Genomic DNA, 22,013 nt, shown 5'->3' on the forward strand with positions numbered 1-22,013 from the left:
TACTATTCCTGCTCTGGGTCACGCAAGTAATACCCTACTCCACGTCTAGTTACAATTAAAGTAGGATGGCTTGGATTATCTTCAATTTTTTCACGCAAACGACGTACTGTTACGTCTACTGTGCGCACATCTCCAAAATAGTCATAACCCCAAACTGTTTGTAATAAATGTTCGCGTGTCATAACTTGTCCTAAATGTTTCGCTAAATAATGTAGCAACTCAAATTCACGATGTGTAAGCTCGATATTTTCCTCGCGCTTCGTTACACTATATGCATTTGGATTAATAACAATTGGTCCAATAACCATTTCTGTATTTTCTTCTTTTTCTGCAGAACCACCTTGTTGATGACGGCGTAAATTCGCCTTCACACGAGCAAGTAATTCCCTCGTACTAAATGGCTTCGTTACATAATCATCTGCCCCAAGCTCAAGCCCTAATACTTTATCAATCTCAGAGTCCTTTGCTGTAAGCATAATAATCGGCATTTCTGAACTTTTACGTATTTCACGGCAAACCTCTAATCCATCTTTACCCGGTAGCATAATATCTAATAAAACCATATCTGGTTGTTCTTCATTAGCTTTTTCAATTGCTTCATCACCATCATGCGCCATTACTATTTCAAAACCTTCTTTTTCTAGATTAAACTTCAAAATATCTGCAATCGGCTTTTCATCATCAACTACTAAAATTTTCTTTCCCATCATCGTCTATTTCCTCCTTATAAAAATATGGTCAATAATCCCTAAACATATCGATGTTTACATAGTATGTCCTATATGACCGCATCCTTTGTTTAAGTATTTTCTCCTCTATTCTCATAGACTCATGTATGATCCACTTTTACACGGCATCCTATACGATCTATAGAAAAACCTCTAGCTTCAACTGCTAGAGGCTCCTCGTTCTATTTTAAAATAACTACTCAGTTTTGTAAAATTACATAAATAAAAAGGATATTAAGTGGGCCCACTTAATATCCTGAGAGTGGCTCGGGACGGAATCGAACCGCCGACACGAGGATTTTCAGTCCTCTGCTCTACCGACTGAGCTACCGAGCCAAAACTATATATAAAACCACTAATGGTGGTATAAACAAAAGTGGCGGTCCCGACCGGGGTCGAACCGGCGATCTCCTGCGTGACAGGCAGGCATGTTAACCACTACACCACGGGACCAAAAATAAGCATAAAAAAAACATGACCCGTACGGGATTCGAACCCGTGTTACCGCCGTGAAAGGGCGGTGTCTTAACCACTTGACCAACGGGCCACGAAAAATAAAATGGTGAGCCATGAAGGATTCGAACCTTCGACCCTCTGATTAAAAGTCAGATGCTCTACCAACTGAGCTAATGGCTCATACTCACCAACGTCATATTTTCGTGACGACAAGATGTATCATAACATGTATTCTGTATTCTTCGCAATACTTTTTTTCATTTTTTTATAAAAGATAAGAAAAAACTCATGCGGACATGAGTTTTTTCTAAAAATATCAATTAAGCTTCGTATACATTACGAACAATATTCGTTTGGTTACGATCTGGTCCAACTGAGAACATAGATAATTGAATTCCTGTTAACTCAGAAACACGTTCTACGTATTTTCTTGCATTTTCAGGAAGCTCGTCTAATGATTTTACACCAGTAATATCTTCTGTCCAACCTGGAAGCTCTTCATATACAGGCTCACATTTCGCTAAAATGTTTAAGTTTGCTGGAACTTCATCGATAACTTCGCCATTGTATTTGTAAGCAACACAAATTTTAAGAGTTGGAATATCTGTTAGAACGTCGATAGAATTTAATGATAGATCCGTTAAACCACTAACACGACGCGCATGTCTTACAACAACGCTATCGAACCAACCTACGCGGCGCGGACGACCAGTTGTTGTTCCGTACTCACGACCAACTTCACGAATTTGATGACCAATTTCATCATTAAGTTCAGTAGGGAATGGACCGTCACCAACACGGCTTGTATATGCTTTACATACACCTACAACGCGAGTAACTTTCGCAGGGCCAACTCCAGTTCCAACTGTTACACCACCCGCAATCGGGTTAGAAGATGTAACGAACGGGTACGTACCGTGGTCAATATCAAGCATAACACCTTGTGCACCTTCAAATAATACACGGTGATTGTTATCTAGTGCATCATTTAATACAACAGATGTGTCGCATACATATTGTGCGATTTGTTGTCCATATTCGAAGTACTCTTCAAAGATTTCCTCTACGCTGAAACCTTCTGTATCGTACATTTTTTCAAACAAACGATTTTTCTCTACTAAATTGCGCTCAAGCTTCTCTTTAAATGCTTCACGGTCTAAAAGATCAGCCATACGGATACCAATACGAGCAGCTTTATCCATATATGCAGGACCGATACCTTTTTTCGTTGTACCGATTTTGTTATCACCTTTACTAGCCTCTTCTAACTCATCTTGTTTTAAGTGATAAGGTAAAATAACGTGTGCACGGTTACTTACACGTAAATTATCAGTACTTACACCACGGTCGTGTAAGTATTTTAACTCTTCAAGTAATGCTTTCGGATCTACTACTAAGCCATTTCCGATTACACAAATTTTCTCTTTATAGAAAATACCAGATGGAATTAAGTGTAACTTATATTTAACTCCGCCGAAAACAATTGTATGTCCCGCGTTATTTCCACCTTGATATCTTGCAACTACTTCCGCATGCTCAGAAAGAAAATCAGTGATTTTACCTTTTCCTTCGTCGCCCCATTGTGTTCCTACAACTACTACTGAAGACATTATTAAAGCACCTCCGCAATTTTCAAACGATCTATTCAAACAATATAATTGTACCAAAACCGAAAAAGAAGTCAACCAAAAAGCGAACATTTTTTTATTAAAAATCATTTTCGTTCGTAAGAATTATATTTTCACCTTATGAAAGCCTTATCTTTATCCCATAAAAAAAGAAACACATCTTATTATAAGAAATGTGTTTCTTTTTTATACTGCCTTTATGCCCCATCCTCAAAGCGTCGTTCTAAATTAACGAATTTATTAAATTCTTTAACAAACGCAAGCTCTACTGAACCTACCGGACCATTACGTTGTTTTGCAATGATAATTTCAATCGTATTTTTATTTTCCGTTTCACGGTCATAGTAATCTTCACGATATAGGAAAGCTACAATATCAGCATCCTGCTCAATACTACCAGATTCACGAATATCAGACATCATCGGGCGTTTATCCTGACGAGATTCTACACCACGAGATAACTGTGATAAGGCAATAACAGGCACTTGCAATTCACGCGCAATCCCTTTTAAAGTACGAGAAATCTCAGATACCTCCTGCTGACGGTTCTCACCTGATTTCCCACTTCCTTGAATAAGCTGTAAGTAGTCAATTAAAACCATACCAAGACCTTGTTCTTGCTTTAGTCTACGACATTTCGCTCGAATCTCATTTACCTTAATTCCTGGTGTATCATCAATATATATACCGGCATTTGAAAGACTACCCATCGCCATTGTTAATTTCGCCCAATCATCAGAAGTTAATGACCCGGTACGAAGTCTTTGCGCATCGATATTTCCTTCTGCACAAAGCATACGCATAACAAGCTGATCGGAGCCCATCTCCAAACTAAAAATCGCTACATTTTCATCCGTTTTCGTCGCTACGTTTTGTGCAATATTTAATGAAAATGCAGTTTTCCCTACTGACGGACGTGCTGCTACGATGATTAAATCATTTCGCTGGAAACCTGCCGTCATCTTATCTAATTCAGTAAATCCAGTTGGTATCCCAGTAACTTCACCTTTTTGATTATGCAAAAGTTCAATTTTATCATAAGCATCTACAAGAACATCTTTAATATTTTGAAATGCTTTTGCATTCGTTTGATGGGATACTTCTAATATTTTTTTCTCGGCCTCATTTAAAAGGCCGTCTACGTCATCTTCTCTCTCGTATCCATCCGACACAATATGAGTCGCTGTTCGAATTAAACGACGTAAAAGTGCCTTTTCAGCGATGATACGTGCATAATATTCAACGTTAGCAGCTGTTGGAACAACTTCTGCTAACTCTGCTAGATAAGACACTCCACCAACTTCTTCTAGTAATCCTTGATCAGCCATCGCTGATGTCATTATTACTAAATCGATCGGTTCTCCTTTGTCAGATAACCCAAGCATTACCTCAAAAATCTTTTGATGTTTCGTTCGATAGAATGAGTCAGGTACCAATAACTCTGATGCTGATGTTAACGCATCTTGATCAATTAATATGGCCCCTAAAACCGCCTGCTCGGCTTCTATATTATGCGGAGGGGTACGATCAGCAAGTACATCACTCATACGCAATCCTCCTTGCTTAATTTATTTTTATTGTTCACTAACATGAACTTTTACTGTCGCTGTTACTTGCGGATGCAATTTCACTGTTACATTTGTGTAGCCTAATGCACGGATTGCATCATCCATTTCAAATTTACGTTTATCAAGTTTAATTTTATGTGATTTTTGCATCGCATCTACGATTTGTTTGCTCGTAATAGAACCGAATAAACGGCCACCTTCTCCAGATTTCGCTTTTACTTCTACAGTTAATTTCTCTAATGTTTCTTTCAGCTCTTTTGCATTCTCAACTTCTGCCGCTGCATCTTTTTCTTCTTTACGCTTTTGAGCTTCTAAAGTTTTCATACTGCTATTTGTTGCTTCAGCAGCCAATCCCTGTTTTAGTAAGAAGTTATTTGCATAGCCATCTGGTACGTTTTTTACTTCTCCTTTTTTACCTTTACCTTTTACGTCTTTTAGAAAAATTACTTTCATGATTGTGTGCCTCCCTGTAAATAGTCATCAATAACAAATCGAAGCTTCTCCTCGGCTTCATCTACTGTAACATTTTTCATTTGTGTGGCTGCATTCGTCAAATGCCCGCCACCACCTAAGTTTTCCATAATTAGCTGCACATTCACTTCACCTAAAGACCTGCTGCTAATTCCAATGAGATTCTCGCCACGTTTCGCAACAACAAATGATGCAATAATTCCTGTCATTGTTAATAACGTGTCAGCTGATTGCGCAATAAGCACTTGATCGTAGTAATCATCACTATCAACTTTAGCAATCGCAATTCCATTTTTATAAATGTACGCATTTTTTATAGCTTTTGCAACCCGTAAATACTGATCCATATCTTCCTTTAAAAGTTCTTGTACAAGTACAGTATCTGCACCATGTGAGCGTAAATAGGAAGCAGCATCAAACGTACGAGCCCCCGTCCGGAATGTGAAACTTTTCGTGTCGACAATAATCCCCGCTAACAATGCCGTTGCTTCTAACATTGTCATCTTTAAATTTTTCGGTTGATACTCAAGCAATTCTGTAACCAGTTCTGCCGTTGAAGAAGCATATGGTTCCATATAAACTAGCAATGGATCTTCAATAAAATCTTCTCCACGGCGATGATGATCGATAACTACTACATTTTCAATTTTATGTAACAATTTTTGTTCCATCACCATAGAAGGTTTATGTGTATCAACAACAACAAGTAATGACTCATCATTCGCAAATTCCATCGCTTGCTCTGGAGTAATAAAGTGAGACCATAATTCCTCATTTTGTTTCACTTTGTCCATCAAGCGTTTAATTCCCTTATCAGAATCATTTTCATCTAATACAATATATCCTTTACGCTCGTTTAATTGAGCCACTTTTAAAATACCAATCGCAGCACCAATTGCGTCCATATCAGGAGCCCTATGCCCCATGATAATGACATTACTACTTTCTAATACTAAATCCTTTAACGCATGCGAAATGACCCTAGCACGTACACGGGTACGCTTTTCAACCGGATTTGTCTTGCCTCCATAGAACTTAACTTTACCTGTCGCTTGTTTAATAGCTACTTGATCTCCCCCGCGTCCAAGCGCAAGGTCTAAACCAGATTGAGCCATTGCCCCAAGCTCTGACAAAGGTAAATCACCTGATCCGACACCTACACTTAATGTAAGTGGTATATTCCTTTTAGATGTTTCTTCACGCACCTGATCTAAAATACTAAATTTCCCTTTCTCCATTTGCGTCAGAATACTTTCATTTAGCACAACGAAGAATCTTTCTGAAGATGCACGTTTTAAATACGCACCATACTTAAGTGCCCATTCATTTAGTCGCGATGTCACAAGACTTGTTATATTCGTACGTAATTGATCATCTAATCCTTGTGTAACTTCATCATAATTATCCAAATAAATTACAGCTAAAACAGTACGTTGATCCTCATACATCTTTTCGATTTCTGTTTGTTCCGTTACATCAAAGAAATAAATTAACTTTTCTTCTTTCCTTACAAAAACGCGAAACTTTCGATTATTTAAAGAGACTATATCATCAGAAGTTTCTCCTTTAATGAAAAGAAGTAATGTTTCTGATACATCGTAAAGGTGCCATCCAGCTAATGCATGCTGTCCCAGACATGAAGATAAATAAGGATTTGCCCAATCAATCCCATAATCCTTATTGTATAACAAAATACCAATCGGCATTTGGTTAAATGCTTCATTACTTACTTTCTTTACTCTTGTAATCATATCTGTAGTATGCTTTTCGAAATTCCTTTGAAAATTAAGTTCAAATCGTATAACGATAAAAAATACGATACAAAAAATGACAAAAGCAGCTATTCCCATAATTAAATGAAAATAACAGAGAATTGAAATGAGCACAAACACAAAAAATGCCAATACATAAACAGGATATAAAAACCACTGTTTCTTATCAAATTCAGGCATGTATACAACTCCTATAAAGTAAAACTAACTCACCTTCCAGTTAGTTAAACAGATTAAAATAGTATAAGGAATATTGTTTTATCCCCCTATTTTAGAACGCAATGAAATCCCTAAGTCAATTATACCTAAGATTGTCACAAGAGGAAACAGCATCGGAATAAACATGCATGCAATAAAACTAATAATAGGAATCCCTTTAGTAAAACCTTTTCTATACGCTAAAAAGGCGATAAATGTCAGACCTTGCAGTACAAGCAACAGTGTAAATATGACATTTAGGTTAGAAAATACCATATGTAAATATGATGTTGGTTCTACTTTTATAAAAGTTGCTAACAAAATAAATATAACGTAATACCAAACAATACTCTTTGGTAATTGTATATCTTTAAATTTAGGCCAAGGTATAATGTCATGTTTTAACTTTTTCAAAACACTACCTGATATTATCACTGTAATCCAAGAAAAACATACTGAAACTAGAACAAGTATACTTGGAAATAACGATTGTAATATATCATTCATTTGTGTAAGTAACTCTTTTTGTTCCTTACTAATCGGCATACCTGTAGCACTTACTATCTTTTCACTTTGCACCATACTTTCACTAAACATACTTTGCATTTGCTTCATTATATCTATGTTGAAAAACTTTATACTCGCAACATAAATAAGTACAAAACCAATTAAGTATGCAAGCGTCCCCGCTATTAAGATTTCTACTGACTTTTTTCTTGTTTTATACATATATCCTAAAACAATCCCTATCAATCCAAACATAATTGTCTTCACTAAATTTATGGGTTGACTCACAATAATAGTAACAAAAAGTGATGCTACAAAAATCATGAGCACATTAGATAGTTTATGTCTTATCGTTAATAGTATAAATGGTAACGGCAACGCAAAAGTTACAACAGTACCCAAAATCGGAACATACATAGATATAAGCAATAAAATTGCATATATAGCTAATAACGCTGCACCTTCTGTAATAAACTTTGTTTGTTTCACATTTTAACCTCTCTTTCAAAAAAGAAAAGCATAGCAAAATGCACAGTAGAGTCGGACTCTACTGTGCATTTCATACGCTATTATTCACCAACATATGGTAAAAGTGCCATTTGACGAGCACGTTTAATTGCAACTGTAAGTTTGCGTTGGTATTTTGCGCTTGTCCCTGTTACACGACGAGGTAAAATTTTACCACGCTCAGAAACGAAACGTTTTAATAAATCAACATCTTTATAGTCAATGCGAGTGATGCCGTTAGCTGTGAAGAAACACACCTTACGACGTTTCGCACGTCCACCTTTGCGTCCTGCCATGTCTATTTCCCTCCATTCTTTGTTAAAACTAACAAATTTACTGTATTAGAACGGTAAATCGTCGTCGGAAATGTCGATCGGTTGACCTACATTTGAAAATGGATCGTCATTCTTCGTAAATCCAGAGTTCCCTTGATTACCTTGGTTACCTGAATTACTAGATTGACCAAATGGGTTAGAGCTTTGGTTACCGAAACCAGCTCCTGATGGTTGCTGATTGAATGAACCACGTTGCTCCCCACCGCCATTACGCGGCTCTAAAAATTGTACGCTTTCCGCAAGAACTTCTGTTACATACACACGTTTACCGTCTTGTCCATCGTAATTACGAGTTTGAAGACGTCCATCTACGCCTGCTAAGCTTCCTTTTTTCAAATAATTTGCTACGTTTTCTGCTTGTTTACGCCATATTACACAATTAATAAAGTCAGCTTCACGCTCACCTTGTTGATTCGCAAATGCGCGATTCACAGCTAACGTAAAAGTAGCTACTGCAACACCATTGGGCGTGTAACGTAAGTCAGGGTCCTTAGTTAAACGACCAACGAGGATAACACGATTCATCAATCGAACCACTCTCCCTTATATATCAATTATTTTTCTTCTTCTTTAACAACGATATGACGAAGGATATCTTCGTTGATCTTAGCTAAACGGTCGAATTCGTTAATCGCTTCTGCGTTAGAGTTCACGTTTAAGATCATGTAGAAACCTTCACGTAAGTCGTTGATTTCGTAAGCTAAACGACGCTTACCCCACTCTTTCGTGTTAATGATTTCTGCACCATTGTTTGTTAAAACACCTGCAAAACGTTCAACTAAAGCTTTTTGAGCTTCTTCTTCAACGCCAGGACGAATGATGTACATAATTTCGTACTTTCTCATTACACTTTCACCTCCTTTTGGTCTAAACGGCCCATAATGGGCAAGGAGCAATTAATTTATAGTAATTACTCACGAGTTTAGATTATATCATAGTAAGTTATATGAATCAACTCACCAATACATAAAAAACTTGGCAAACATATAATATATTTGCCAAGCTCATATCTTTATTTTTCCTAGGAAATATTAAATTAAACGTTAAAACGGAAGTGCATAACATCTCCATCTTTTACGATATACTCTTTTCCTTCTAAACGTACTTTTCCAGCTTCTTTTGCAGCTGTCATAGAACCGTTTGTCATTAAGTCATCGTAAGAAACTGTTTCTGCACGAATAAATCCACGCTCAAAGTCTGTATGAATAACACCAGCACATTGTGGTGCCTTCATACCTTGTTTAAATGTCCAAGCACGTACTTCTTGAACGCCAGCTGTAAAGTAAGTAGCAAGTCCTAATAGGTCATATGCTGCACGAATTAATTGATCTAAACCAGACTCTTCAATACCTAGTTCTTCAAGGAATACTTTTTTCTCTTCCTCGTCTAATTCAGCGATTTCTGATTCGATTTTTGCACATACAACGATTACTTGAGAATTTTCATTTTCTGCAAATTCTTTTACCATTTGTACGTATTTATTTTCCGAAGGATCGATAATATCGTCTTCACTTACGTTCGCTACGTATAACATTTCTTTTGTTGTAAGTAAATGAAGGCCTTTAACAATCTTCATCTGCTCTTCTGTAAATTCAACAGTACGAGCCGGTTTCCCCTCTTCAAAAGCCTCTTTTAAACGAACTAAAATTTCATGCTCATATACAGCTTCTTTATCTTTTTGTCTTGCTAATTTCGCAACACGCTCGATACGCTTATCAACAGACTCTAAGTCCGCTAAAATTAGCTCTAAGTTGATTGTTTCGATATCATCAATTGGATCTACTTTCCCTGAAACGTGCGTAATATTTTCGTCTTCAAAACAACGAACAACTTGGCAAATTGCATCTACTTGACGAATGTGAGATAAGAATTTATTTCCTAAACCTTCACCTTTACTAGCACCTTTTACGATACCTGCAATATCAGTAAACTCAAATACAGTCGGAACAGTCTTTTTCGGTTCTACTAATTCCGTTAATTTATTTAAACGCTCATCTGGTACTTCTACAATCCCTACGTTTGGATCAATTGTACAGAATGGATAGTTCGCAGATTCTGCTCCTGCTTGTGTAATTGCATTAAATAAAGTGGACTTCCCTACGTTAGGTAATCCAACAATCCCAGCCGTTAATCCCATATTTTTCACTCCTATGTCTCAATCTTTCATCATTATAGATAGTAACGAAAAAAATGACAAGTTTCCGCCAAACGAAAAAAAGTAACAGTTACCTACTGTAACTGTTACTCTCTCTCTATTCTTCGTGCTTCACAAGTATTTTTTTCACCTTACGATCAAACTCTCTTCGAGTAATCATTACTGAATGGTCACATCCCTCGCACTTAATGCGGATATCCATTCCCATACGAATAATTTTCCAACGATTCTCGCCACATGGATGTGCTTTCTTCATTTCCACAACATCGTACAAGTTATATTCCTTTTGCTCCACTCTTCAAACTCCTCCTCTCCATACTAAATTGCTTTTCCACTAACCAATTCTTCACGATTATATAAAACCATACGTGGATATGGAATTTCAATTCCATGTAAATCAAGACGATTTTTAATCTCTTTACGAAGTGCCCTTGCAATAACTGCATGTTGCATCGGCTCTACTTCAGCAATAACGCGTAATATAACTTCTGATGCAGCTAACGTTTGCACACCTAATAATTGAGGTGTTGTTACCATTTTTTCGTACTTTGAAGGTAACTCTACTAATAAATCTTCAATAACCTGCTCTGCTTTCGCAATATCAGCCTCATATGAAATAGATACATCAACAAATGCTACACTATTACTAACTGAGTAGTTAGTAACTTGAATAATACTTCCGTTTGGTAAAGTATGAATTTCACCTGTCCAACTCTTTACTTTCGTTGTACGAAGTCCAATTTCTAAAACGACTCCTTCAAATTGACCGATTTTAACATAATCGCCAACTGAAAACTGATCTTCTAGCAAAATAAATAAACCTGTAATAACGTCCTTCACTAAACTTTGAGCACCAAATCCGACTGCTAAACCAATTACCCCGGCACCCGCTAATAAACCTGATGCATTAATATCAAACACACCTAAAATCGCAATCAGCATAATAAACATAACAACGTACGCTACAATATTTTCAAGTAATTTCGCTACTGTAACTGTACGACGTTCTGAAATTTGAATTGGAGAACGACTCCCCATACGAAACGCATTTCGTACAACCGCTCTTGCAATTCGCACAACAACTGCACCGATTATTAAAATAATACATATTTTTAATGTCGCAACTCCAATATGAGCCCAACGATCAGCATCTAATAAATACTGTTTCGTAGAATTAAACCACTTCGTTAATAAATCCATGTACCTCTACCTCTCTAGCTAAAATTTCTTTTTAGTTATCCTTATTATTGTATCAGAAGTCCTCTAATTGCTGAAAAAATTTTATGATTTTAATCCTATTTTACCCCCGCCATTCAGGTATAAAATGGAACGAATATATATATACTAGTACTATTATTTCCGTTTTCATTCACATTTTGCAAAAATTACGCACTTATAGATTTCCATTTTTCTCACCATATAACATATATTGAAAATTTATTAAAAGGATGGGTGCTTCATGAATATTGGAAGTTTTCGCTTACCATTTTTTGAGAAAGAAACTCAAAACGTTATGCACCAGGATCTAGAAGCCTCTGAGATAATCAGTAATTTCTTACTTACCCACATTCCTATTAAAACTAATATACCACTCATTCTCGTTTGTATCGGAACAGATCGTTCTACAGGTGACGCACTCGGCCCGTTAGTTGGTACAAAACTTGAACAAATAGACATCAAAAACCTCCAAGTATTCGGTACACTAGATGAGCCAGTACATGCGCTAAATTTAGAAGAAAAAATTCAAAATATACAGAAAGAATATCCTGCTGCATTTATAATTGCTGTTGATGCATGTTTAGGAAAGTCTCAAAATATCGGGTCAATCACTACTGGAAAGGGCCCTAGTAAGCCTGGAGCTGCTATGAATAAGAAATTACCTGCAGTTGGTGATCTGCATATACACGGTATCGTCAATCTAAATGGGTTTATGGAGTTTTTCGTTCTTCAAAATACAAGATTAAGTTTAGTTATGAAAATGGCCGATGTAATCGCACAAAGTATAAAAGAGACGGATCAAAAATTATCCGCACTAAAAAAAGCAAACCATCTATAAATAATAAGATGGTTTGCTCTTTATTTTTTTTGTGATAATAGTTCTAAAATACGATTCAAATCTTCTTTATTAAAAAATTCAATTTCGATTTTACCTTTTTCTTTTTTCGTCTCTTTAATTTTCACATCTGTGCCAAACTTTTCTCTTAAGAACGTTTCACGTTCTACGAAAAATATATTTCGCTCTTTTTTCACTTTTTTTGTTTCACGTGAAACGTGTTGATTAATCTCTTGGACGATTTTCTCTAATTGACGAACATTTAATCCTTCTTTTTCAATGCGTTTCAATAAGGACTTCAATTGTTCTTCATCTTTTATCGTAAGTAAAGTTCTCCCATGAGCCATTGAAAGTTGACCATTTGCAATCATATCTTGGACGAACGAAGGGAGGCTTAATAACCGAGTATAATTTGCAATGTAAGGTCTGCTTTTGCCAAGACGTTTCGCTAATTGTTCTTGCGTTACATTTAGCTCATTCATTAACATCTGGTATGCCATTGCCTCTTCCATAGGATTTAAATCTTCTCGTTGTAAGTTTTCTAACAAAGCAAATTCCATCATTTGCTGTTCAGTTAATTGTCTTACAACCGCAGGTACCTTTTCTAAACCAGCCTCTTTTGCAGCACGAAATCGTCTTTCACCTGCAACGATTTCATATCCTTTAATACTCTTCCTAGCAATTAATGGTTGTAGAATACCGTGTTCCTTAATCGAAATTGCTAATTCCTGAATAGCCTCTTTATTAAAGTGTTTACGCGGTTGATATGGATTTGGCCTTAATTCAGTTACAAGAATCTCCTGAATTGTTTCCTCTTCTTTCACATCTAAATCAGGAAAAAACACATTAATTCCTCTTCCTAATCCCTTAGCCACCTGCAATCACTTCCTCTGCTAAATCTATATATACTTCTGCTCCTCTTGATTTAGCGTCATACTGCATAATAGGTTTCCCATGACTTGGAGCCTCACTCAAGCGTACATTACGCGGAATAATCGAGCGATATACTTTATCCCTAAAATACTTTTTCACTTCATCTATAACTTGGATCCCTAAATTTGTACGGGCATCCAACATCGTTAACAATACACCTTGAATTGCTAAATTTTTATTTAAATGTTTTTGTACAAGTCGAACTGTATTTAATAGCTGACTTAACCCTTCTAGTGCGTAATATTCACACTGTACAGGAATAATAACAGAATCTGCTGCTGTTAATGCATTAATTGTTAATAACCCTAAAGATGGGGGACAGTCGATAATAATATAATCATATTCATCACGAACTGGCTGTAATGCTCTTTGTAAACGTACTTCCCGGGAAATAGTCGGTACCAATTCAATTTCAGCACCAGCCAATTGAATTGTAGCGGGTAGAACATCTAAGTTTTCCGTTGCGGTTTTCTGTATAACCCCTTGAACATCTGCATCTTCCACAAGAACGTTGTAAATACATTGATCTAATTCAGATTTTTCAATTCCCACACCAGTCGTTGCATTTCCTTGAGCATCAATATCTACAAGAAGGACTTTTTTACCTACTTGCGCCAATCCAGCCCCTAAATTAACAGATGTTGTGGTTTTTCCAACACCGCCTTTTTGATTAGCAATAGCAATGATTTTTCCCATGATGTCACCTACTTTCAACCTTTCTATCTTATTCTAATAACAATTACGTTTATTGTAACATGAAATAAAACTTTTTCTTTTACGTCCTTTATTAAACTTCAAAATTTATTTCTAAACTCCTTCTTCATTTAACAAGAAAATATAGTAAAAGAGACCTCTCCAATAGGATAAGGTCTCTAACACGTCGTTATTATTTTTTCTTTGGAATTTTAATTGTAATTTGATAGTACTCATCAAATTCTTCTTCCTCAGAATTAACATTCAAACCACTTTCAGTAACCATTTGTAAAGATTGTCTAATTGTATTCATAGCAATCCTCGTATCTCGACTTACTGCTTTTTGCTTTGCCTTACGCTTCGGTTTTGCTTCCTCTAGTAACTTCGCAATTCGTTCTTCTGTTTGCTTTACATTCAGTTGTTTCTCCACAATTTCCTGTAAAACCTTCAGTTGTAATTCCTCATTTTTTAAAGGAATGAGAGCGCGGGCGTGACGTTCTGTAATGCTTTTTTCTAATAATGCACTTTTTATTTCTTCAGGCAACTTTAACAATCGCAACTTATTTGCGATTGTAGATTGTCCTTTTCCAAGTCGTTGTGCCAATGCTTCTTGTGTTAAATTATGTAACTCAATCAGCTTTTGATATGCCACAGCTTCCTCGATTGCCGTTAGTTCCTCACGTTGCAAGTTTTCAATTAAAGCTACAGAAGCTGTCTCTGTATCATTTAAGTTCTTTATAATTGCAGGAACCTTTTCCCAACCTAACTTTGTTGCCGCACGAAAGCGTCTTTCTCCAGCGATAATCTCGTACTTATCATCCTCATATTGCCTTACAACAATCGGTTGAATAAGTCCATGTGTACGAATCGTTAATGCTAGCTCATCAATACGTGCATCATCAAAAACTGTTCTTGGTTGATAACGGTTAGGGGTAATATTTACTATCGGAATTTCTTGTATTTCTTCATATACCTTTTTATCTATTTCTTCATGGCTTTCGTCTTGTAATTCGAATTCGCTCTCTTTATCTCCAAAGCCAAATAAACGAGAAAACGTATTTTTCATACATATTCCACCACCTTTTAGGCCTATTGACTATTCTCCATAAAATGTTTCCTATGAAACATTTACGTTTTCATTTATATAATTTAATCTTACGTCTAATAAGATTTATTTTTCAATAGGTAATTTATTGGGCGTTCCCGGTTTGCGTGGATATTTCTTTGGTGTCTTGCGCTTTTTCTCGATTAATAAAATATTACGTTCACTCTCTTCAAACGGTAATTGGAACGTAGACATCTCTTTTAACTCTCCGCCTAGCACCTCTAAAGCATACTTACCATTTTCGATTTCTTCATTTGCTGCTGCACCTTTCATTGCAATGAATGTTCCTCCAACTTTTACAAGTGGTAAACATAGCTCACTTAATACAGAAAGACGTGCAACTGCACGTGCCATTACAATATCGTATGATTCACGTACACCTTCTTTTTTCCCAAATGTTTCAGCACGATCATGACAAAATGCAACATCACTTAATTCTAACTTTTGTGCTAAGTGATTTAAGAAATTAATACGTTTTTGCAATGAATCTACAATTGTTACTTTTAAGTGCGGGAAACAGATTTTTAAAGGAATACTTGGGAATCCAGCCCCTGCACCAACATCACAAATTGAGAACGGTTTTGAAAAATCATAATAAAAAGCAGCTGTAATAGAATCAAAAAAGTGTTTTAAGTATACTTCTTCTTTTTCTGTAATAGCCGTTAAGTTCATTTTCTCATTCCACTCTACTAATGTTTCAAAGTAGATTTTGAACTGCTCTAACTGTCTAGAAGAGAGGGTGATCCCCTTCTCTTCTAGCATAGATTGAAATTGTTCTATGTTCATCTAGCAATATCTCCTTACTATTTATTGGTTCGATACGCGCGCAATTTTTCCTTGTTCTATATAAACAAGTAAAATGGAAATATCCGCTGGATTTACGCCAGAAATACGTGAAGCCTGCCCCATTGAAAGTGGACGAACATCTTTCAATTTCTGTCTAGCTTCTGAGGCAAGGCTAGAAATCGCATCATAATCAATATCTACAGGTATTTTTTTACTCTCCATTTTCTTCATACGCTCTACTTGCTGTAAAGATTTTTCAATGTATCCTTCGTACTTAATCTGAATTTCAACTTGTTCTGTAACTTCATCACTTAATTCTACTTCACTTGGTACTAAAAGATGAATATGCTCATATGTCATCTCTGGACGACGTAATAAGTCACTTGCACGTATTCCATCTTTCAATTCACTTCCGCCAATATTGCGAATTAATTCTTGAACCTCAGGACGTGGTTTAATAATAATGCTGCTTAAACGTTCCTTTTCCTGTTCAATTTGTAGTTTTTTATTTGTAAATCGCTCATAGCGCTCTTCTTTAATTAATCCAATTTCACGACCAACTTCAGTTAAACGAAGATCAGCATTATCATGGCGTAATAATAGACGGTATTCTGCACGAGATGTTAATAAACGATATGGTTCATTTGTACCTTTCGTAACAAGATCATCAATTAAGACACCAATATAAGCATCCTCACGACCTAAAACAACTTCTTTTTTACCTAAAGAACGGCATGCTGCATTAATCCCAGCCATAAGCCCTTGTCCTGCCGCCTCTTCGTAACCAGAAGTTCCATTAATTTGTCCTGCTGTATATAAATTTTTAATCTTTTTCGTTTCAAGTGTTGGCCATAGTTGTGTTGGCACAATTGCATCATATTCAATTGCATAACCTGTGCGCATCATTTCAACATTTTCTAGGCCTGGAATTGTTCTAAGCATGTCACGTTGTACATCTTCTGGTAGGCTTGTGGATAAACCTTGCACATATACTTCTTGTGTATTACGCCCTTCTGGCTCTAAGAAAATTTGATGACGTGGTTTATCATTAAATCTTACTACTTTGTCTTCAATAGAAGGACAGTATCTAGGGCCTGTTCCTTTAATCATACCAGAATACATAGCTGAACGATGTAAATTTTCATCTATTAAACGGTGTGTTTCTGTACTTGTATATGTCAACCAACATGGAATTTGATCCATAATAAATTTCGTTGTTTCAAAAGAGAACGAACGTGGCTTATCATCACCCGGTTGAATTTCTGTTTTACTGTAGTCAATTGTATTACTGTTTACACGCGGAGGTGTCCCTGTTTTAAATCTAACAAGATCAAACCCAAGTTCCTCTAAATGCTCAGATAATGTAATAGACGGTTGCTGATTATTTGGACCGCTTGAATATTTTAAGTCGCCCATGATAATCTCGCCACGTAAAAATGTTCCAGTCGTAATTACAACGGTTTTTGCTGTATATTCTGCACCAGCTTGTGTAACTACCCCTTTACACATACCATCTTCAACGATTAAACGCTCTACCATTCCTTGGAATAACGTTAAGTTTGGTGTTTCTTCAATTGTTTTCTTCAATTCATGTTGGTAAGAGAATTTATCAGCTTGCGCTCGAAGTGCACGTACAGCTGGCCCCTTACCTGTATTTAGCATACGCATTTGAATATGAGTTTTATCAATATTACGTCCCATTTCTCCGCCTAATGCATCAATTTCACGAACAACAATCCCTTTTGCTGGTCCACCAACAGAAGGGTTACATGGCATGAAAGCTACCATATCTAAGTTAATTGTTAACATTAATGTTTTTGAGCCCATTCGTGCTGCCGCAAGACCAGCTTCACATCCTGCATGACCTGCACCGATTACTATGACATCATATGAACCGGCATTGTATCCCATTGTTTATTCCTCCTAATAATCTCTATCTTTCTAAAACATCACTATATTATTTTCCTAAACAAAATTGAGAGAACAACTGGTCAATTAGGCTTTCATGGACTGTGTCACCAGTAATTTCACCAAGTATTTCCCACGTTCTTGTTAAATCAATTTGCACCATATCAATTGGTACACCATTTTCTATTGCCTCAATTGCATCACCGATTGTTTGTCCCGCTTGTGTTAATAATCCAATATGTCTCGCATTAGAAACATATGTCATATCTGCAGAATCGATTGTTCCTTCAAAGAATAAATCAGCTATTGCCTTTTCGAGTTCATCTATTCCTTGTTCCTCAATTAAGGATGTTGTAATAACACGATTTCCCGCAGCTAACTCTGTAACACGTTCCATATCAATCGCTTGCGGTAAATCAGTCTTATTCACAATAACAATAAAGTCTTTTCCTTGTACCGCATGGAATAGATCTTCATCCTCATTTGTTAAAGCCTCGCTATAGTTGACAACAACTAATACTAAATCTGCTTGGCTCATCATTTCTTTTGATCGCTCCACACCAATTCGTTCAACAACATCTTCTGTCTCACGAATACCGGCTGTATCTATAAGTTTAAGAGGTACACCACGCACATTAACGTACTCTTCAATAACATCACGAGTTGTTCCTGCAATATCAGTTACAATTGCTTTTTTCTCCTGAACAAGACTATTTAATAACGATGATTTCCCAACATTAGGTCTACCGATAATTGCTGTAGCAATACCTTCACGTAAAATTTTCCCTTGTTTTGATGTTTCTAATATTTTTTCGATTTCCGAACGAACATGCGTCGCTTTCTCAATTAAAATATTATGTGTCATCTCTTCTACATCATCGTATTCTGGATAATCTATATTTACCTCAACATGAGCTAATGTTTCTAATATTTCTTGACGTAGGCGACCAATTAATTTAGATAATCGCCCTTCCATTTGATTAATTGCTACATTCATCGCACGATCTGTTTTTGCTCGAATCAAATCCATAACAGCTTCTGCTTGTGATAAATCGATACGTCCATTTAAAAAAGCACGTTTTGTAAATTCGCCCGGTTCTGCCAATCGTACTCCTTGCGCTAGAATAAGTTGCAATACTTTATTTACTGAAACAAGTCCGCCATGACAGTTAATTTCCACTATATTTTCACGTGTAAAAGTCCTTGGTGCGCGCATAATAGACACCATAACTTCTTCAATAACTTGATTTGTATCTAAATCAACGATATGACCATAATGAATAGTGTGAGAAGGAACCTCTGTTAAATCCTTCCCTTTAAAAATACGGTCAACTTTCTCAACCGCATCATCCCCACTTACTCGAACAATGGCAATTGCACCCTCTCCAAGCGCTGTGGAAATCGCAGCAATTGTATCAAATTCCATGTCCTTTCACCTCACTTGCTTATTTATCTCTATTTCAACATGATTATTTCTTTCACTAAATTATTAGGATACCATAACGAACCTATCTACAAAAGAAGAATAACTCATTTTATTATATCCCCATGTAAAAAACACTAAACTTATTCACAGTGGATAAGTTTAGTGTTTTTTAGTTATCCACATCTATTTTTCGCTCAAAAAAACCGGCACTCATTTGAGCAACCGGTCATTTAGGAGATATTACAACATGCCGATGTGGTTCATTTCCTTCAGAAGTTGTTTTGATACCTTGATGATTTGATAATGCCTGATGAATAATTTTTCGTTCAAAAGATGGCATCGGTTCTAAAATAACTCTTTTTTTCGTATTAGATACTTGTTTCGCTAATCGATAAGAAAGTGATTCTAGCGTACTTTTTCTTTTACTACGATAATTTTCAGCATCTAGTGTAATACCTATATACTGCTTCGTGTTACGATTCGCAACAAGTTTTGTTAAATACTGTAAAGAGTTTAGTGTATTACCTCTTTTTCCAATTAAAACTCCTACATCATCACCAGAAATTGTAAATTCGATCTCGCGTCCTTTTACAACTTTACTAATTTCAACTTCCACACCCATATTGTGAATAACATTTCTTAAATATTCTTCACATTCCTGAATTGGATCTTTCTTCAATACAACTTCTACTACTGCAGGACGATTCCCAAATAAACCTAAGAATCCTCTTTTACCCTCATCGACAATATTTATATCTACTCGATCTTTTGATGTATTTAATTGCCTTAAAGCATCCTCTACTGCCAGCTCGACTGTTTGTCCTTTAGCAGTAATTATACTCACTTGCTTGAGCCTCCAGCTTTGCTAGCCTTAATCTCTGGCCCTTTGATAAAGTACATTTGAGCAATACCAAAGATATTACCAACAACCCAGTAAAGTGATAATGCAGCTGGGAAGTTAATTGCAAAGATTAAAATCATAATCGGCATAAGCCAAAGCATCATTGCCATTTGCGGATTTTGACCAGCTGTTCCTGCCATTGCAAGCTTTTGCTGAATAAATGTCGTAATTGCTGCAACAACCGGTAAGATATAGAACGGATCTGCCTGTCCTAAATCAAACCATAAAAATGTATGTTCACTAATTGCTGTTGTTCTCATAATCGCATGATAAAACGCGAATAAAATAGGCATCTGAACAAATATCGGTAAACATCCTGCCAATGGATTTACACCATTCTTTTGATATAACTGCATCATTTCTTGTTGTAGTTTTTGCTGTGTTGCTTGATCTTTAGAACTATATTTCTCTTTTAACTTCACCATTTCTGGTTGTAACGCTTGCATTGCTTTTGTACTCTTTGTTTGTTTAATCATTAATGGTAATAATGCAAAACGAATGATAAGAGTTGTAATAACAATTGCTAAACCGTAATTACTGTTAAATAAGTCGGCAAAATACGTGATTAACTGAGAAAGCGGATATACGAAATATTCATTCCAAATCCCAGTACTTTTCGATGTAATCGGCTGACCCGTTTCACTACAACCGGTGGCAATCGCCATTAATGCAACGACCATGGCTAGTAAACCTAATTTCTTTTTCAAAGCCTACTCCTCCTTGTATCGGTATGTATATAGTGTAATTCATTTCCTTACGCTACTTTTTTATTCTTTTCATACCAGAGCGTTTAAAGACATGAATTAAGCTTTTCTTTACTTCTTCATATGTCATCTCTGCACAAGGCTTCCTTGCTATTATAACAAAATCTTTTCCAGAATCTATCTCATCTTTTAACTCTGTAATAGCTTGACGGACCATGCGCTTAATTCGATTACGAACTACTGCATTTCCTATTTTCTTGCTAACAGAAAGGCCGATGCGAAAGTTTGGCTGTTCTTCTTTATCTAATTGGTATACAACAAACTGACGATTCGCATTTGATTTTTCTTTTTGAAAAACCGCCTGGAATTCATCATTCTTCTTTATACGATGTTTTTTCTTCATATCAATTGACACTCCTGTATTTCATCAGCGGAAATTCACTATTATTTAGAAAAAAAGACCACTGAACGATCAGTGGTCTACGCAGATAATACTTTTCTTCCTTTACGACGACGAGCTGCTAGCACTTTACGTCCGTTCGCTGTGCTCATACGGCTGCGGAAACCATGTACTTTGCTGCGCTTACGTTTATTTGGTTGGTAAGTTCTTTTCATTATATGACACCTCCCTGAGGAATATCTGTTAAAGACAGTCCTATAAATTATAGTTAATCAACTAGGAAAATGTCAATGGTTCTAGAAATTTTCATCAAATATTCATTTTGAACCTATTCACATACTTTTTCACAGCATCTATATTTCCTTGTGGATAAATGTTTTTTCACGTTTTTTATATCCACAAACTTTTTTCCCACTTTTACACAGTATATCGTGTTGTGGACAAGTTTATTCCACAAGGTATTGATTTTGTGGATAACTTTCTTAAATTCATTGCTATAGCCACTTTTTTTTGATATTATAGTTGTGTTTTCACTTTGAATAAGTTTTCCACATCTTTATCTTATCCACAATTTGTGTATAACATGTGGACAGTTTTAATCACATGTGGGTAAACAGTTGTCCACATTTGGTTTTTTTGTCGAAAACCCTATCTCATATACAAACGACGTTTTTAGGTTTTAAAATACGTTTCGTATAAATATACATTTTATATTTATTAGGTTGTACATTTGTTGCGCAGCCTTATTCTTTTACCATCTTAGTAAAGGAGGGACACCT

23 protein-coding genes and 4 tRNA genes are annotated in these 22,013 nt (G+C 36.1%); 1 reads left to right on the forward strand and 26 read right to left on the reverse strand.

Annotated features, from left to right (window positions below; translation table 11 throughout):
• Positions 1-2: 2 nt before the first annotated feature.
• From walR to NZ044_RS27005, 16 genes are all read right to left on the reverse strand, one after another.
• Entirely contained in the window at positions 3-710 is a 708-nt protein-coding gene (walR, locus tag NZ044_RS26930) for a cell wall metabolism DNA-binding response regulator WalR (protein ID WP_000971869.1), read from the reverse strand.
• Positions 711-991: 281 nt separating this feature from the next.
• Positions 992-1,064: transfer RNA gene (locus NZ044_RS26935), tRNA-Phe, on the reverse strand.
• Positions 1,065-1,105: 41 nt separating this feature from the next.
• Positions 1,106-1,181: transfer RNA gene (locus NZ044_RS26940), tRNA-Asp, on the reverse strand.
• Positions 1,182-1,203: 22 nt separating this feature from the next.
• Positions 1,204-1,275 (reverse strand) — tRNA-Glu (locus NZ044_RS26945).
• Between the two features lie 13 nt (positions 1,276-1,288).
• A tRNA-Lys gene (locus NZ044_RS26950) sits at positions 1,289-1,364 on the reverse strand.
• 140 nt (positions 1,365-1,504) lie between these two features.
• Positions 1,505-2,794: an adenylosuccinate synthase gene (locus NZ044_RS26955; RefSeq protein ID WP_000100230.1), complete on the reverse strand. Its 1,290-nt coding sequence runs from the start codon at positions 2,792-2,794 to the stop codon at positions 1,505-1,507.
• Positions 2,795-3,009: 215 nt separating this feature from the next.
• Positions 3,010-4,359: a replicative DNA helicase gene (gene dnaB, locus NZ044_RS26960; protein ID WP_001286147.1), complete on the reverse strand. Its 1,350-nt coding sequence runs from the start codon at positions 4,357-4,359 to the stop codon at positions 3,010-3,012.
• Between the two features lie 27 nt (positions 4,360-4,386).
• Positions 4,387-4,833 carry a 50S ribosomal protein L9 gene (gene rplI / locus NZ044_RS26965; RefSeq protein ID WP_000864237.1) on the reverse strand — a complete coding sequence of 149 codons (447 nt, stop codon included), beginning with the start codon at positions 4,831-4,833 and terminating at the stop codon, positions 4,387-4,389.
• Positions 4,830-6,803 (reverse strand): DHH family phosphoesterase, encoded by a 1,974-nt coding sequence (locus NZ044_RS26970; protein ID WP_001113785.1) that lies wholly within the window; start codon positions 6,801-6,803, stop codon positions 4,830-4,832. Before NZ044_RS26970 ends, rplI begins: the two co-directional genes overlap by 4 nt.
• A 78-nt stretch (positions 6,804-6,881) precedes the next feature.
• A complete protein-coding gene (locus tag NZ044_RS26975) occupies positions 6,882-7,817 on the reverse strand; it encodes a YybS family protein (RefSeq protein ID WP_098506538.1) in 936 nt (311 codons plus the stop codon).
• A gap of 80 nt (positions 7,818-7,897) precedes the next feature.
• Entirely contained in the window at positions 7,898-8,131 is a 234-nt protein-coding gene (rpsR, locus tag NZ044_RS26980; protein ID WP_000918873.1) for a 30S ribosomal protein S18, read from the reverse strand.
• A gap of 45 nt (positions 8,132-8,176) precedes the next feature.
• Positions 8,177-8,698: a single-stranded DNA-binding protein gene (gene ssb / locus NZ044_RS26985; protein WP_000981963.1), complete on the reverse strand. Its 522-nt coding sequence runs from the start codon at positions 8,696-8,698 to the stop codon at positions 8,177-8,179.
• Between the two features lie 26 nt (positions 8,699-8,724).
• A complete protein-coding gene (rpsF, locus tag NZ044_RS26990; protein ID WP_001233781.1) occupies positions 8,725-9,015 on the reverse strand; it encodes a 30S ribosomal protein S6 in 291 nt (96 codons plus the stop codon).
• A 191-nt stretch (positions 9,016-9,206) separates the two neighbouring features.
• Positions 9,207-10,307, reverse strand: a complete 1,101-nt coding sequence (ychF, locus tag NZ044_RS26995) for a redox-regulated ATPase YchF (protein WP_000524658.1) — start codon at positions 10,305-10,307, stop codon at positions 9,207-9,209.
• Between the two features lie 115 nt (positions 10,308-10,422).
• Positions 10,423-10,620: a DUF951 domain-containing protein gene (locus tag NZ044_RS27000; RefSeq protein WP_000435486.1), complete on the reverse strand. Its 198-nt coding sequence runs from the start codon at positions 10,618-10,620 to the stop codon at positions 10,423-10,425.
• A gap of 23 nt (positions 10,621-10,643) precedes the next feature.
• A complete protein-coding gene (locus NZ044_RS27005) occupies positions 10,644-11,525 on the reverse strand; it encodes a mechanosensitive ion channel family protein (RefSeq protein WP_000365111.1) in 882 nt (293 codons plus the stop codon).
• Positions 11,526-11,784: 259 nt separating this feature from the next.
• On the opposite strand from NZ044_RS27005, the gene yyaC reads away from it, so the two are divergent.
• Positions 11,785-12,381 carry a spore protease YyaC gene (gene yyaC / locus NZ044_RS27010; protein WP_001020711.1) on the forward strand — a complete coding sequence of 199 codons (597 nt, stop codon included), beginning with the start codon at positions 11,785-11,787 and terminating at the stop codon, positions 12,379-12,381.
• A 20-nt stretch (positions 12,382-12,401) separates the two neighbouring features.
• On the opposite strand, the gene spo0J is transcribed toward yyaC, so the two are convergent.
• The 10 genes from spo0J to rpmH all read right to left on the reverse strand — a co-directional run bounded on the left by spo0J (position 12,402) and on the right by rpmH (position 21,449).
• Positions 12,402-13,253 carry a stage 0 sporulation protein Spo0J gene (spo0J, locus tag NZ044_RS27015; protein WP_001051833.1) on the reverse strand — a complete coding sequence of 284 codons (852 nt, stop codon included), beginning with the start codon at positions 13,251-13,253 and terminating at the stop codon, positions 12,402-12,404.
• Complete coding sequence (gene soj / locus NZ044_RS27020) at positions 13,246-14,007, reverse strand: sporulation initiation inhibitor protein Soj (RefSeq protein WP_000516114.1); 762 nt, start codon at positions 14,005-14,007, stop codon at positions 13,246-13,248. Before soj ends, spo0J begins: the two co-directional genes overlap by 8 nt.
• A 190-nt stretch (positions 14,008-14,197) precedes the next feature.
• Positions 14,198-15,070, reverse strand: a complete 873-nt coding sequence (gene noc / locus NZ044_RS27025; RefSeq protein WP_000799016.1) for a nucleoid occlusion protein — start codon at positions 15,068-15,070, stop codon at positions 14,198-14,200.
• Positions 15,071-15,175: 105 nt separating this feature from the next.
• Positions 15,176-15,895 carry a 16S rRNA (guanine(527)-N(7))-methyltransferase RsmG gene (gene rsmG / locus NZ044_RS27030; RefSeq protein WP_001019628.1) on the reverse strand — a complete coding sequence of 240 codons (720 nt, stop codon included), beginning with the start codon at positions 15,893-15,895 and terminating at the stop codon, positions 15,176-15,178.
• Between the two features lie 21 nt (positions 15,896-15,916).
• Positions 15,917-17,806 carry a tRNA uridine-5-carboxymethylaminomethyl(34) synthesis enzyme MnmG gene (gene mnmG, locus NZ044_RS27035; RefSeq protein WP_000541045.1) on the reverse strand — a complete coding sequence of 630 codons (1,890 nt, stop codon included), beginning with the start codon at positions 17,804-17,806 and terminating at the stop codon, positions 15,917-15,919.
• Positions 17,807-17,852: 46 nt separating this feature from the next.
• On the reverse strand, positions 17,853-19,229 hold the full coding sequence (mnmE, locus tag NZ044_RS27040; protein ID WP_000393760.1) for a tRNA uridine-5-carboxymethylaminomethyl(34) synthesis GTPase MnmE: 1,377 nt from the start codon (positions 19,227-19,229) through the stop codon (positions 17,853-17,855).
• Between the two features lie 226 nt (positions 19,230-19,455).
• The gene (gene jag, locus NZ044_RS27045) at positions 19,456-20,073 is read right to left on the reverse strand and encodes an RNA-binding cell elongation regulator Jag/EloR (RefSeq protein ID WP_000022797.1); all 618 of its coding nucleotides are present in this window, start codon (positions 20,071-20,073) and stop codon (positions 19,456-19,458) included.
• Positions 20,070-20,837 carry a YidC family membrane integrase SpoIIIJ gene (gene spoIIIJ / locus NZ044_RS27050; protein WP_000727741.1) on the reverse strand — a complete coding sequence of 256 codons (768 nt, stop codon included), beginning with the start codon at positions 20,835-20,837 and terminating at the stop codon, positions 20,070-20,072. Before spoIIIJ ends, jag begins: the two co-directional genes overlap by 4 nt.
• A gap of 52 nt (positions 20,838-20,889) precedes the next feature.
• Entirely contained in the window at positions 20,890-21,237 is a 348-nt protein-coding gene (gene rnpA / locus NZ044_RS27055) for a ribonuclease P protein component (protein WP_118961617.1), read from the reverse strand.
• Between the two features lie 77 nt (positions 21,238-21,314).
• Positions 21,315-21,449: a 50S ribosomal protein L34 gene (gene rpmH / locus NZ044_RS27060; RefSeq protein WP_000831901.1), complete on the reverse strand. Its 135-nt coding sequence runs from the start codon at positions 21,447-21,449 to the stop codon at positions 21,315-21,317.
• Between the last annotated feature and the right edge of the window lie 564 nt (positions 21,450-22,013).

The sequence above is a fragment of the Bacillus sp. FSL K6-1338 genome, from assembly GCF_038006965.1.
Lineage (GTDB): Bacteria > Bacillota > Bacilli > Bacillales > Bacillaceae_G > Bacillus_A > Bacillus_A thuringiensis_S.

Excerpts from the sequence above, each read along its gene's own strand:
- walR (WP_000971869.1), bottom strand. The coding sequence starts at position 710 with ATGATGGGAAAGAAAATTTTAGTAGTTGATGATGAAAAGCCGATTGCA.
- NZ044_RS26955 (WP_000100230.1), bottom strand. The coding sequence starts at position 2,794 with ATGTCTTCAGTAGTAGTTGTAGGAACACAATGGGGCGACGAAGGAAAA.
- dnaB (WP_001286147.1), bottom strand. The coding sequence starts at position 4,359 with ATGAGTGATGTACTTGCTGATCGTACCCCTCCGCATAATATAGAAGCC.
- rplI (WP_000864237.1), bottom strand. The coding sequence starts at position 4,833 with ATGAAAGTAATTTTTCTAAAAGACGTAAAAGGTAAAGGTAAAAAAGGA.
- NZ044_RS26970 (WP_001113785.1), bottom strand. The coding sequence starts at position 6,803 with ATGCCTGAATTTGATAAGAAACAGTGGTTTTTATATCCTGTTTATGTA.
- rpsR (WP_000918873.1), bottom strand. The coding sequence starts at position 8,131 with ATGGCAGGACGCAAAGGTGGACGTGCGAAACGTCGTAAGGTGTGTTTC.
- rpsF (WP_001233781.1), bottom strand. The coding sequence starts at position 9,015 with ATGAGAAAGTACGAAATTATGTACATCATTCGTCCTGGCGTTGAAGAA.
- ychF (WP_000524658.1), bottom strand. The coding sequence starts at position 10,307 with ATGGGATTAACGGCTGGGATTGTTGGATTACCTAACGTAGGGAAGTCC.
- NZ044_RS27005 (WP_000365111.1), bottom strand. The coding sequence starts at position 11,525 with ATGGATTTATTAACGAAGTGGTTTAATTCTACGAAACAGTATTTATTA.
- yyaC (WP_001020711.1), top strand. The coding sequence starts at position 11,785 with ATGAATATTGGAAGTTTTCGCTTACCATTTTTTGAGAAAGAAACTCAA.
- soj (WP_000516114.1), bottom strand. The coding sequence starts at position 14,007 with ATGGGAAAAATCATTGCTATTGCTAATCAAAAAGGCGGTGTTGGAAAA.
- noc (WP_000799016.1), bottom strand. The coding sequence starts at position 15,070 with ATGAAAAATACGTTTTCTCGTTTATTTGGCTTTGGAGATAAAGAGAGC.
- rsmG (WP_001019628.1), bottom strand. The coding sequence starts at position 15,895 with ATGAACATAGAACAATTTCAATCTATGCTAGAAGAGAAGGGGATCACC.
- mnmG (WP_000541045.1), bottom strand. The coding sequence starts at position 17,806 with ATGGGATACAATGCCGGTTCATATGATGTCATAGTAATCGGTGCAGGT.
- mnmE (WP_000393760.1), bottom strand. The coding sequence starts at position 19,229 with ATGGAATTTGATACAATTGCTGCGATTTCCACAGCGCTTGGAGAGGGT.
- rnpA (WP_118961617.1), bottom strand. The coding sequence starts at position 21,237 with ATGAAGAAAAAACATCGTATAAAGAAGAATGATGAATTCCAGGCGGTT.
- rpmH (WP_000831901.1), bottom strand. The coding sequence starts at position 21,449 with ATGAAAAGAACTTACCAACCAAATAAACGTAAGCGCAGCAAAGTACAT.